The organism is Paraburkholderia diazotrophica (assembly GCF_900108945.1).
GTDB lineage: Bacteria > Pseudomonadota > Gammaproteobacteria > Burkholderiales > Burkholderiaceae > Paraburkholderia > Paraburkholderia diazotrophica.
The window spans coordinates 62820-75199 of the sequence record NZ_FNYE01000013.1 but is presented as its reverse complement, the minus strand read 5'-3'; the positions used below and the strand labels follow the sequence as shown (position 1 = coordinate 75199).

Here is a 12380-nt window from a genome sequence, read left to right as displayed (position 1 = left end):
GCGCCGAATTCTTGACAGATGTTTACCGTTGTCGCGAGGGAGTGACGCGTGAGATGAGCGCGACGGAGGGCAGGCGTCCGAAAACGCCTGCCAGAGCCGCTGTGGTCACTTGCCCATCACGGCTTCGAGCGATTCGCCCGTCACGACGATCTCCGTGCGGCGATTACGTGAGCGGCCTTCGGGCGTGTCGTTGTCCGAGACGGGGCGGTCAAATGCGTAGCCCTTCAGCGAAACGCGCGAAGCGCCGATGCCGCGGCGCTCCAGCTCATTCGCGACCGTCTTTGCGCGTGCTTCCGACAATTGCTGGTTGTATTCGCGCGTGCCGACGTTATCCGTATGACCTTCGACGATCATCGGCTTTTTCGTGCGGTTCAGCACGACGACGACGCGTGCGATGGCAGGTTCGGAGTCGGGCCGCAAGCTCGATTCGTTGAAGTTGAACAGCACTTTCTCGGGCAGACGCACCTGCACGCCATCCTTGACCTGCGTCACTTCGATGCCGGCTTTCCGGTTGAGCGCTTCTTCATTCTGGCGATCGAGTCCCGAGCAGGCGGCCAGCAGCGAAAGGGACAAGGCGCAGGTGACGAGAGGCAACAGTTTTCTCATGATCGTGATGTCTTTGCGGAAGTTGGGAACGGACAGGCGCTTTTGCGGCGACAGTCGGATCATCGCGCGACGACTGCGATGCGAAGCCTAGCGCTTCGAACCTCGATTCTTTATCCGAAAAGACAAGATGGTGATCAGCTATCCATAGTTTTTTCGAAATTTGACAAGAAGGTGTCGCATGCGTGCGCCGGATTGCAAACAAGCGTGAAACTTGCCGCCGATGGCGGCGCGTGACAGATCAACGATCCGCATTCGGTGGCGGCACTCAACAACAGCGCTGCCACCGTCCGCGGAAAGTGAAATGAATCGCTGGGCGCATCGAGAAGCGATCACGAGACTGAGACCGACCAAGAAATGTCTCTGCGTCGCTGACCAAATCGGCCGCTGCTACGGGACAAGTCGCCCGCCGAGCATCGGCCGTGTGACATCAGGTCGCACGCCTAACACCACATTCCCGGCTGTGTCCTTGACGGAGATCACGATTTCAAAAACGGCGCGTCCCTAGAATCGCGGAGCACATAAGACCTTGTGCACTTTGCCTTGCAACCCCCACACGTGCATAGCGTGGTTCAACGATCATTGGGCAAATATGTTAGCCAAAAGTACCTTTAGAGGTTGCCTCATACCGGTCAGCATCGGTCTGACTGCGTTTCTCACGGGATGTCAACTGGAAGTGCTTGACCCGAAAGGCAGCGTCGGGGTCGCCGAAAAGTCGCTGATAGCGACGGCGACCTGGACAATGCTGATCGTCGTCATTCCCGTCATTCTGTTGACGTTATTGTTCGCGTGGCGCTATCGGGCGTCGAACCGGAATGCGGTCTACGCGCCGAAGTGGTCGCATTCCACGGCGATCGAAGTGGTCGTGTGGACGATACCCGCGCTGATCATTCTGTTCCTCGGCATCCTCACATGGAGAACCACGCACGAGCTCGATCCGTACAAGCCGCTGGAATCGAACGTCAAGCCGATCGACGTCGAAGTCGTCGCGCTCGACTGGAAGTGGCTCTTCATCTATCCGGACCTCGGCATTGCTTCCGTGAACCAGCTGGCGATGCCCGTCGGCACGCCCGTCAATTTCCACATCACGTCCGATTCGGTGATGAACTCGTTCTTCATCCCGCAACTCGGCACGCAGGTCTACGCGATGGCGGGCATGCAGACGCGCGTGCATCTGATTGCGGACGCGCCGGGCGACTACGCGGGCGTCTCGGCGAATTTCAGCGGCAAGGGCTTCTCGGACATGAAGTTCCGCACGCTCGCCGTGAGTCAGGCGGATTTCAACGGCTGGGTGCAAAAGGTCAAGGCGTCGCCGGACCGGCTCGATATGGACCACTACGGCGTGGTCGCGAAGCCGAGCGAGAAGGAGCCGGTGCGCTATTTCTCGTCGGTGGACCCGAAGCTGTTCCACAACGTCATTGCGAAATACAACAGTGGCCATGTCGTCGATTTTCGTGACGCCAATTGCGGCACGAACGCTTCGAAGGAGTAACGCATGTTCGGCAATCTGACTTTAGAGGCGATTCCGTTCGATCAGCCGATCATCATGGGCGCGGGCGCGCTCATGGGGCTGATCGTTCTGGCCGTCGCCGTGTTTATTACACGCGCGCACAAGTGGCGCTGGCTGTGGACCGAATGGCTCACGAGCGTCGATCACAAGAGAATCGGCGTGATGTACATCGTCGTGGCCGTGCTGATGCTGCTGCGCGGCTTCGCTGACGCAGTGATGATGCGTCTGCAGCTTGCGCTTGCGAGCGGCGGCGCGACGGGCTATCTGCCGCCGCATCACTACGATCAGATCTTCACCGCGCACGGCGTCATCATGATTTTCTTCATGGCGATGGCGCTGATGGTGGGCCTGTTCAACATCGTCGTGCCGCTGCAGATCGGCGCGCGCGACGTCGCGTTCCCGTTCCTGAACTCGCTGAGTTTCTGGATGACGGCGATCAGCGCGATCCTGATGAACATTTCGCTCGTGATCGGCGAGTTCGCGCAGGTCGGCTGGCTCGCATATCCGCCGCTCTCCGAATTGCAGTTCAGTCCGGGCGCAGGCGTCGACTACTACATCTGGGCGCTGGAATTGTCCGGTGTCGGCACGCTGATCACGGCGATCAACTTCTTCGTGACGATCGTCCGGATGCGCGCACCCGGCATGACGCTGATGAAGATGCCCGTGTTCACGTGGACGGCGCTCTGCTCGAACGTGCTGATCATGGCGACGTTCCCGATCCTGACGGTTGCGCTGGCGCTGCTGGGTCTCGACCGCTACATGGACATGCACTTCTTCACGAACGAAGCCGGCGGCAACGCGATGCTGTATCTGAACCTGATCTGGGCCTGGGGACACCCGGAGGTCTACATCCTGGTTCTGCCCGCGTTCGGCATCTATTCGGAAGTGATCTCGACATTCGCGAAGAAGCCGCTGTTCGGCTACAAGACGATGGTGTACGCATCGTGCGCGATCATGGTACTGGCGTTCCTCGTGTGGGCGCACCACTTCTTCACGATGGGTTCGGGCGCGGACGTCAACGCGTTCTTCGGCATCGCGACGATGATCATCGCCATTCCGACGGGCGTGAAGATATTCAACTGGCTGTTCACGATGTACCGCGGCCGCCTCCAGTTCACGGCGCCGGTGCTGTGGACGATCGGCTTCATGGTCACGTTCACGATCGGCGGCATGACGGGCGTGATGCTGGCGATTCCGGGCGCGGACTTCGTGCTGCACAACAGCCTGTTCCTCGTCGCGCACTTCCACAACACGATTATCGGCGGCGTGGTGTTCGGATATCTGGCCGGCTTCAGCTACTGGTTCCCGAAGGTGTTCGGTTTCAAGCTGAACGACAGACTCGGCAAGTGTGCGTTCTGGTGCTGGTTCGTTGGTTTCTTCGTGGCCTTCACGCCGCTTTACGTGCTCGGCTTCATGGGCGCGACGCGTCGTCTGAACCACTACGACAATCCCGCATGGCAGCCGTACATGATCGTCGCGGCATGCGGCGTCGCGCTGATCGCCACGGGCGTCGTGTTCCAGGTCACGCAGGTGGTGGTCAGCATCATCAACCGCAACAAGCCGGAATATCGCGACGTCACGGGCGATCCGTGGGGCGCGCGCACGCTCGAATGGTCGATTTCGTCGCCGCCGCCCGTTTATAACTTCGCGACGATTCCCGTCGTCGAGGAACTGGATGCTTTCGCGCACATGAAGGAAACAGGCCGGGGTCTCGGCGTGCAGGCGGACTATCAGGACATCCACATGCCATCTAACACGGGCGCTGGCTTCTTCATCGGCATGTTCAGCCTGGCGCTCGGCTTCGCCGCCGTGTGGCATATCTGGTGGCTCGCGATCGTATCCCTGGTGGCGATCGCGGCGACCGTGATCGGCCGCAGCTTCAGCCGTGACGAGGGCTACTACATTCCGGCCGACGTGGTGCGGTCAATCGAAAACAAAGGCCGCGCGCCGCTTCCGAAGCATGCTGAAGCGCCGCTGGCTCTCGCGGAGGTCGAGTGATGCTGCAAAAAGTCTCTGCCGCAACGTTGAACGAGGTCGACGGCCACGGCCATCATGGCGAATCGCATTCGGTATTTGGCTTCTGGCTGTACCTGATGACCGACTGCGTGCTGTTCGCGTCGTTGTTCGCGGTGTTCGCCGTCATGGCGCACCAGTTCAACGCCGGGCCGACGGGCAAGGATCTGTTCGACCTTCCCGGCGTTGCTCTCGAAACGGCTGCGCTGCTGTTGAGCAGCATCACCTACGGCTTCGCGATGGTCGCTGCGCGCCGCGACAACCCACGTGCCGTGCTGACGTGGCTCGCCGTCACGTTCGTGCTCGGCCTCGTGTTCCTGAAGCTGGAACTGACCGAGTTCTCGCATCTGATCGCGGAAGGCGCCGGTCCGTCGCGCAGCGCGTTCCTGTCGTCGTTCTTCGCGCTGGTCGGCACGCACGGTCTGCACGTCGCGACGGGGCTGATCTGGATGGCCGTGCTGGCCGTTCAGGTGGCGCGCGCGCCGCAACTGACGCAGCGCGAGATCACGCGTCTGACGTGCCTGAGCCTCTTCTGGCACTTCCTCGACGTCGTGTGGATCGGCGTGTTTACCTTTGTCTATCTCGGGAGCATGGTCTAAATGGCTCACTCGAATTCACATGCGCTTCATCCGGAAGCGGGCCACGGCGGTATCGGCAGCTATGTGGTCGGTTTCGTTCTGGCCGTGGTGTTGACGGCCGCCGCGTTCGGCGTCGTGATGCAAGGCTGGTTGCCCGCGAGTTCGGCGCCGCTCGCGCTTGCCGCGCTTGCCGTCGTGCAGATCGTCGTGCATCTGGTGTTTTTCCTGCACATGAGCGTATCGACGTCGGGCCAGCGCTGGAATACCCTCGCGCTCGCTTACACGGTGCTGGCCGCGATGTTCCTGGTGTTCGGGACGGTATGGGTGATGAACAACGTCAGCATGAACATGATGTCGCGCTAATAGCGTTGACGATGTGTCCGCGCATCGCGTCGTGAGGCGCGATGAAGGCGGAAGCAGGGCCGAAGGACAGCAATGTTCTTCGGCTTTTTTATTGGCCCGTGCCTATGGATGCCACTATCGCGCGAAAAGAGAAGCGACGCCGCCGCCGTAATGCCGTATCAGGCGACGCAACTCGGCGTGCGAATCGTGGAAATGAAAGCGGGCAGGGGCACCCCGCAACGGGAAGCTCACGCAGAGCCAGAACGCAAAAAGCGGCAAGCATCCGATGCTTGCCGCTTTCATGTACTTCATATATTCGTTGGTAGGCTCGATTGGACTCGAACCAACGACCCCCACCATGTCAAGGTGGTGCTCTAACCAGCTGAGCTACGAGCCTAGCGAAGGCGCGAATTATAGAGACACACTTTCGATCGCGCAAGCCCTCGACGTAATTTTGTGCCGATGGCCCTGTCGCGCGGGTACTGGGCCGTTGAACGACGTGCGGGCGCCGCGCTGCTCCTGTCTCGGATGCTCCCCAGAACGGCGCGAGACGGCTACGATTGACGATGACGCACATCAGAGGCGAGCCGGTTCATGAAAGGTTTTCGTCCGCATTTTCCGCACTTCGTTCGCGACCACACGCATACGGTGTGGCGCGATCTGGCATGGACGTCATTGCCATTCGTGCTGCTGTTCGCCGTCGTCGTCTGGCTCGTCGTGTGGCTCGTCGATCCGGCGCCGCCGCGCACGATCACGATCAGCGCCGGCCCGCACGACAGCTCGTTCATGCAGATCGCGCAGGAGTATCGAAAGATACTCGCGCGCAACGGCGTGACGCTGAATGTGCTGGCATCGGACGGCTCGGTGCAGAACCTCGACCGGCTGCTCGACCCGAAGCAGAAGGTGGACATCGCGCTTGTGCAGGGCGGCGTGTCCGGCGGACGGAATACGACGTCGCTGATGTCGCTCGGAAGCGTCACGTATGTGCCGATCGTCGTGTTCTATCGCGGCCGGGGCTTGACGCAACTGTCGGATCTGGAGGGCAAGCGCATCGCGATTGGCCGCGAGGGCAGCGGGACGCGGATGCTGTCGCTGAATCTGCTCGAAGCGAACGGCGTCTACGCGGGCGGTAATACGACGCTGCTGCCGCTCGACGGACTCGATGCCGCGAAGGCGCTCGTCTCGAACCAGGTCGACGCCGCGCTGCTGAGCGGCGACTCGGCCACACGCGTGCTGATGCTGCGGCTGCTCGGCATTCCCGGCATTTCGGTGATGGACTTTGGCGAGGCGAGCGCCTACACGAGGATATTCCCCTATCTCGACGAGCTCGACCTGCCGCCCGGCGTGCTCGATCTGCGCCGGCGGATTCCGCCGGAGACGGTGCATTTGATCAGCCCGACCGTCGAGCTCGTCGCGCGCGACAATCTTCATCCGGCGATCTCCGATCTGTTGATCGAAGCGGCGCAGGAAGTGCACGGGATGGCCGGGCTGTTGCAGAAGGCGGGGCAGTTTCCGAATCCGACGGTGCGCGAGTTCCGCATCAGCGAGGACGCGACGCGCTACTACAAGTCAGGCAAGAGCTTCCTGTACCGGACGCTGCCGTTCTGGCTTGCCACTGTGGTGGACCGCCTGCTGGTGCTGCTGCTGCCGATCGCGGTGCTGCTGTTTCCCGCATTGCGGCTGATTCCGGCGCTGTTCACCTGGCGCGTGCGCTCGCGCATCTATCGCTACTACGGCTCGCTGATCGCGATCGAGCGCGAGGCGATGCGCGATTCGTCCGCCGAGGAGCGCAGCAAGCTGCTGATGGAGCTCGATCAGATCGACGCTTCGTTGAACACGTTGCGGATGCCGCTCGCCTACGCCGACGGCTTCTATGTGCTGCGCGAGCATGTGCGGTTCGTGCGGCAGCGGTTGGAGGGCGTTCCGGAGCGGGTGCGTGCGCATCAGTAGCGGCGGGTGCCGAGTGCTTGCTCCGACGTGAAAAGTCGTGGTGCGTCAAGCAGATGCGTCGGGAGTCCGGGCGTTGTCCACAGGGTTATCAAGAAAATCTGTGGGTAAGTGCAGGGTGGGGCGAGCAAAAGGCTTGCTGATCCGCTCCGGACGAGCGTTGGCTTAGACGAAAAAATTGATTGCTCGAAGCCAGATGCAACGGAATCCGAAGTACATCCGATGCGACTTTGCGTAACCTGAACCCACTGCACAACTCGCTTTTCTCGAACAAAAAAGCCTGTCCTGATGCGATCTTGACAGGCTTTTCATACATCGGGCGCAGGTCCGCCCATGAACACAGACTTTCCCGCGACGCGATGCATAACGACGAATCGACGGGAACGATCGACACGGCACGGCGCAGCGGCGCACCGTTCCATCCGTTCGAGTCGTGCGACGACTTACGGACGCCCGTACATTGCGTTCCAATCCGCAGCCGACACGCCCGGACGACCCGATTGCGACACGCTGTTCGCGACGCCGCCGTAACCGCTCGCCGCGCCGTTTTGCGCGTTCACGCGTGCCTGTGCGGCGAGCAGTTCGTCCGGGTAGTGCGCTTCCGACCCTGCGCCCGGACGATAGCCGGCGTTCTCCAGTTGAACCAGTTCCGCGCGGACTTGGGCGCGGGTGACAGGCTGGTTCGCCTGAGCGAACGACAGGGCGGGAACAGCGAAAACAACGGCAACGGCGACAGCCTTGATCAGCGACTTCATGACAACCTCCAACTTTGCTATGACTTTGCGAACAGCCCTGTTCGCAATCAGTGTGAGAGGAAGTGTAGGTAAGTAGGCGCTTAAGATTAAGGCTGCCGTGTAGAAGTGATTTTTCCAGAATTCAGGGTTAACCTGGTTACGCGCCGCATCAAGGCTCAGCGAGTTAGCGCTGCTCCAGCTTCAACTTTTTCCCGTAGCCGGTCAGTTCGAGATAGCCACGACCGGCCGGCTGACCGTCACGGCTGACGGTCACGGCGCCTTCCCAATACAGCGCGCCCGTCGATTCGCGCGAATCGAGTTCCTGATCGTCGAGCAACGGCGTCACTTGCCAGCGCGTGTCGCCTGTCCGGACAACGGTCGCGACGGGATACAGCGTATTCGTGCGCGGCGAGCGCCATTGACGGACGGGCGTGAAGTCGACGGCGCCGGGACCGTATTGCGTGACGCGTCCGTCGGCGGCACGCAGCGCGGCATGCGCCCAGACCGCGCGTCCGTCGACGCCGCGCACCTTGAACGCCATCAGCGCCGCACCGTCCGACAGATTCGCGCCGAGCCAGTCCCAGCCGACGGCGTCGGCGGCGAGCAGTGCACTCGACCACTCGTGATCGAGCCACGCGCTGCCCGTCACGGGCGTGGACGTCGATGCCGCTGCGCCGCTGACGCCGCTGGCGGCAGGGCGCGTGACACTGCCTGTCACGCGCAGTTGCGGCTCGCTGTAGTAGTAGCTCGCCTGCTCCGGCAGCGGCCCTTTGCGCGAATAGCCGTTCGCGCCCTGAACGAGCGGCGCCTGCGTCGGCGTGAACGTGAGATGCAGCGCAAAGCCCGCGGCGTCGGCCGTGACGTCGTAGTGACCGTCCGGCGCGCGAATCATGCGCCACGTATCGAGCCGCACGTCGGTGTTATCCGGCTTCGCATAGGCAAGGCCGAAACCTTGTCGCGCGATCTTCTGATCGTGCACGAGGCGGCCGAACGACGGATCGCTCAGCGCGGCATGCGCGATGATCAGTTGCGTCGGCGCGAAAGCGCTCGGATCGCTCGCGGGATGGCCCGTCGCCGAGCGGAAAAACGTGATCTGAAAGCCGAGCGGTCGACGATCGGGTGTTTCGAGCCAGCCCGTCGCGTACCACCATTCGGTGCGAAACGCGGGATGCGCGCCCGTGTCCTGCGGCAATACGACGGGCTTTTCGGGCGTCACGCTTGCGAATGGGGAATCGGCGGGCGGCTCGGCCGCATACCCAGCAGACGACGCGCACAACGTGCAAGCGAACATGGACGACAGAAGAAGCATGCCGCGCATCACCAGTCCTCCCTGACGGCGCGCACGGCATCGACGGACACGGCCCGCCGGCCTGCCGCCACCGCCGTCGTGCACGACGACGCGAGCATCACGACGGCCAGCACCGACAGCAACATCCACGGCACATGCAGCGACATGCTCCAGTGAAACGACTGCGGATTGACGACGAACACGAGTATCAGACTGATCGCGAAACCGAGCGCGCAGCCCATCGCGATGCCGAGCGCCGTGAGCAACCCCCCTTCCGTCGCGAGCAGCGCGAGAATCTGTCCGCGGGTCACGCCGACGTGACGCAGCATACCGAACTCGCGCGAGCGCGAGAGCGTCTGCGCGGAAAAGGTCGCCGCGACGCCGAACAGCCCGATCACAATGGCGACGGCCTCCAGTAGATACGTGACGGCGAAGCTGCGGTCGAAGATCGTCAGTGTGCGCGCGCGGATCTCGCCGGGTTGCGCGAAGTCGAGCGCGCTTGCAAACGGCAGCGCGCGCAAGGCGGCGATCGCCTGCGCAGCGCTTACGCCGCGATCGAGCGTGAGGGCGGCGTCAGTGGCGCTGGTGTCGCCCGTCAGGCGCCGGTAGTCGGCGAGACGGATTTCGAGCGCACCCGTCTGCCGCACGTAATCGCGCCAGATGCCCGCGACGACGAACACCGAGCCGCGCCCGCCGGGCGTGCCAGGTGCGCTCGATGCGCCGGATGTCCCCGATGTACCGATGGGCAGCATCAACCGTTGACCGACGTGATAGCCATACAGATCGACCATCGCTTCGGATGCCCAGACGGGCGTTTCGCCCTCTCTCAACGCCGACGGTGAAAGTGTCTCGCCCGTGATCTGCAGGTTCGCGCCCGGGTCGGCAGCGTCGATTTCGCGCGCGAGCAACGCCACTGCCGGCCGCGACGGATCGAGCGTCAGTTGCGACGTGCGCGCGAACGCCGCGTGTCGGATGCCGCGCGTCGCGGCGATTGCCGCCTGCTGCTGCGGATTCAGTCCGCCCGTGTCGCCGTTCGGCGCGACACGCAGGTAGACATCGGCGGAAAGCAGATGCGCGAGCCATTCCTCGACCGACACGCGAAAGCTCGACACCATGATCGCCATCGCGACGATCAGCGTGAAGCTCGACAGCACGCCGCCCATTGCAATCGACGCCTGCCCCGGCGCATTCGCGAGCCGCGCAAACGCGAGTGCCGTGACGGGCGCGCGCTGCCGTCCGTTGCGCGCACGGCTCAGTGCCCGGAACAACTGCGACGTGACGCGCGGCATCAGCGCAATGCCGCCGATCAGCAGCAGCGCGACGGCGACATAGCCCGCGATGGGCATATCGAAGACGGGCGGCGCTTGCGTCAACGCCACACCGAGCGCGAGGCAGCAGAGCGCCGGCCACGGCGTCGAGAGCTTGCCGAGCGCGGTCTCTTCGCCGCCCGCCTTCAGCGCCGGCGCGGGATGCGCGCGCGCCGCTTCGAGCGCGGGCACGAGACTGCCGAGCAGCGCGACGCCGATGCCGAGCACGAGAAATATCGCGCTGGCAATCGGCTCGAAGCCGACACTCGGCTGCACGCCCGGAAAATAGCCGCCGCCCAGATCGCTGCCGAAAACGCGCAGCACGGCATAAGCGAGCGCGAAGCCGAGCGCGATGCCGCCGATTGCGCCGAACGTACCGAGCAACGCGCCTTCGAGCAGGATCTGCCGCAGCAACTGCGCGCGCGTGATGCCGAGCACGCGCAGCATCGCGAATTGCGCGCGCCGGCGCACGACGCCGAGCGCCTGCGTCGAGAACACGAGAAACGCGCCCGTAAAAAGCGCGACGAGCGCGAGCACGTTCATGTTGATCCGGTAGGCGCGCGAGAGCCGATCGGTGCGGCTTTCGACATCGCGCGCCGCCGTCACCATGAAACGGCCACCGAGCCGAGCCTGCAATGCCTGCCGAAAACGTTCGCGATCGACGCCGCGTTCCAGTTGCAGATCGACGCGCGACAGCTTGCCGAGCCGCCCGAAGCGCCACTGCGCGGCCGCGATATCCATCACGCCGATGCGCTGCCCGGCCCGCGCACGGACAATGCCGCCCGCGACGCGCAAGCGCACGTCCGATGTGCCGCTGCGCAGCGTCACCGTATCGCCGATGCGCACGCCGAGCCACTGCTGTGCAGCGGGTGAGAGGAAGATTGCGTCGTCGGCGAGCGAGTCGAATGGATGATCGCTGTCCATCACGCCCGTCAGATCGGGCGCGATGCGGCTTGCGCGGAATACGTCGATGCCGAGCACTTTCAGCGGCGCCGTGCGGCTCGGCACCGTCACGTCGAGTTCGAGCACGGGGCTCGCGAGCGCGACGCCCGCCTGTGTCGCAAGCTGCGGATACGCGCGTTCGTCGAACGTGGGCTGCGAGCCGCGTACCTGCAAGTCCGCTTCGCCCGACAGGCTGCGCGTGGCCGCCGAAAACTCGTTGAACGCAGCACTGTTGATCAGCTGGACCGCGTAGCCGAGCGCGACGCCCAGCGCGATCGTCGCAATCGCGATAAGCGCGCGGCCTTTGTGGCTCTTCCATTCGGCGGCCAGCAGCCAGCGCGTGAGCGTGCGCAGACCGTGGGTCTTGCGTCGCGTGTTGCCCGTGAATATCGAGTCACTCATCGGAGGGGCGCAGCGCATGCGACGAGCGGACGTGCGTTGCGTGCAGCTTGCCGTCGCTCAAAACGAGGACACGGTCCGCGAATGCCGCGGCCGCCTCCGAATGCGTGACCATCATCGCCGCCGCGCCGTTTGCTTTTGTCTCTTCGCGCAGCAGCGCCAGCACTTCGTGCGCGGTGTCGGGGTCGAGATTGCCCGTCGGCTCGTCGGCGAGGATCAGCGTGGGCCGGTGCACCAGCGCACGCGCGATCGCGACGCGTTGCAGTTCGCCGCCCGAAAGCTGGCGCGGCAGGTCGTCGCCGCGTCCTTCGAGTCCGACGGCCGCAAGCATTTCGTTCGCGCGCGCCGTCGCGATGCCGTTCAGCAGCAGCGGCAACGCGACGTTTTGCGCGAGCGTCAGATGCGGCAGCACATGAAACGCCTGAAACACAAAGCCGAGCTTCTGACGGCGCAGGCGCGTGGCCGCGTCGTCGTCGAGCGTGGAGATGGGCGTGCCGTCGATCAGCACGTCGCCGCTATCCGCGCGATCGAGGCCCGCGATCAGATTCAGCAACGTCGACTTGCCGACGCCCGAGTCGCCCATGATCGCGACGAACTCGCCCGCGCCGAGGGCGAAATCGAGGCGATCGAGCACGACGCGCTTCATGTCGTATGTCTTGCTCAAAGCACGGCATTCGAGCGCGGGCAGGACGGGGCTATCGGCAGGCTGCATGGAAC

10 protein-coding genes and 1 tRNA gene are annotated in these 12380 nt (G+C 63.5%); 5 read left to right on the top strand and 6 right to left on the bottom strand.

Going from position 1 to position 12380, the window contains the following annotated elements; genetic code table 11:
• Window positions 1–105: 105 nt before the first annotated feature.
• Complete coding sequence (locus BMW76_RS18045) at window positions 106–606, bottom strand: OmpA family protein (RefSeq protein WP_090867656.1); 501 nt, start codon at window positions 604–606, stop codon at window positions 106–108.
• Window positions 607–1195: 589 nt separating this feature from the next.
• On the opposite strand from BMW76_RS18045, the gene cyoA reads away from it, so the two are divergent.
• Genes cyoA through cyoD form a run of 4 tightly spaced genes read left to right on the top strand, consistent with a single transcriptional unit; the run spans window position 1196 to window position 5067 of the window.
• Window positions 1196–2095, top strand: a complete 900-nt coding sequence (gene cyoA, locus BMW76_RS18040; RefSeq protein ID WP_090867421.1) for a ubiquinol oxidase subunit II — start codon at window positions 1196–1198, stop codon at window positions 2093–2095.
• A 3-nt stretch (window positions 2096–2098) separates the two neighbouring features.
• Window positions 2099–4111: a cytochrome o ubiquinol oxidase subunit I gene (cyoB, locus tag BMW76_RS18035; protein WP_090867419.1), complete on the top strand. Its 2013-nt coding sequence runs from the start codon at window positions 2099–2101 to the stop codon at window positions 4109–4111.
• Window positions 4111–4725 (top strand): cytochrome o ubiquinol oxidase subunit III, encoded by a 615-nt coding sequence (gene cyoC / locus BMW76_RS41180; protein WP_245763266.1) that lies wholly within the window; start codon window positions 4111–4113, stop codon window positions 4723–4725. Before cyoB ends, cyoC begins: the two co-directional genes overlap by 1 nt.
• Complete coding sequence (cyoD, locus tag BMW76_RS41175) at window positions 4726–5067, top strand: cytochrome o ubiquinol oxidase subunit IV (protein ID WP_177200420.1); 342 nt, start codon at window positions 4726–4728, stop codon at window positions 5065–5067.
• A 299-nt stretch (window positions 5068–5366) separates the two neighbouring features.
• On the opposite strand, the gene BMW76_RS18025 is transcribed toward cyoD, so the two are convergent.
• Window positions 5367–5443: transfer RNA gene (locus BMW76_RS18025), tRNA-Val, on the bottom strand.
• 197 nt (window positions 5444–5640) lie between these two features.
• Between BMW76_RS18025 and BMW76_RS18020 the strand changes: the two genes are divergently transcribed.
• Window positions 5641–6996, top strand: coding sequence for a TAXI family TRAP transporter solute-binding subunit (locus BMW76_RS18020; protein WP_090867416.1), 1356 nt, complete (start codon window positions 5641–5643; stop codon window positions 6994–6996).
• 440 nt (window positions 6997–7436) lie between these two features.
• Here BMW76_RS18020 and BMW76_RS18015 read toward each other — a convergent pair whose 3' ends face one another.
• The 4 genes from BMW76_RS18015 to BMW76_RS18000 form a co-directional block, all read right to left on the bottom strand.
• Window positions 7437–7748 (bottom strand): DUF4148 domain-containing protein, encoded by a 312-nt coding sequence (locus tag BMW76_RS18015; protein WP_090867414.1) that lies wholly within the window; start codon window positions 7746–7748, stop codon window positions 7437–7439.
• 163 nt (window positions 7749–7911) lie between these two features.
• Window positions 7912–9045: a lipocalin-like domain-containing protein gene (locus tag BMW76_RS18010; protein WP_090867411.1), complete on the bottom strand. Its 1134-nt coding sequence runs from the start codon at window positions 9043–9045 to the stop codon at window positions 7912–7914.
• Window positions 9045–11666 (bottom strand): FtsX-like permease family protein, encoded by a 2622-nt coding sequence (locus BMW76_RS18005; protein ID WP_090867409.1) that lies wholly within the window; start codon window positions 11664–11666, stop codon window positions 9045–9047. The genes BMW76_RS18010 and BMW76_RS18005 overlap by 1 nt, the downstream gene beginning before the upstream one ends.
• A complete protein-coding gene (locus BMW76_RS18000) occupies window positions 11659–12375 on the bottom strand; it encodes an ABC transporter ATP-binding protein (RefSeq protein ID WP_090867407.1) in 717 nt (238 codons plus the stop codon). Before BMW76_RS18000 ends, BMW76_RS18005 begins: the two co-directional genes overlap by 8 nt.
• Window positions 12376–12380: the final 5 nt, after the last annotated feature.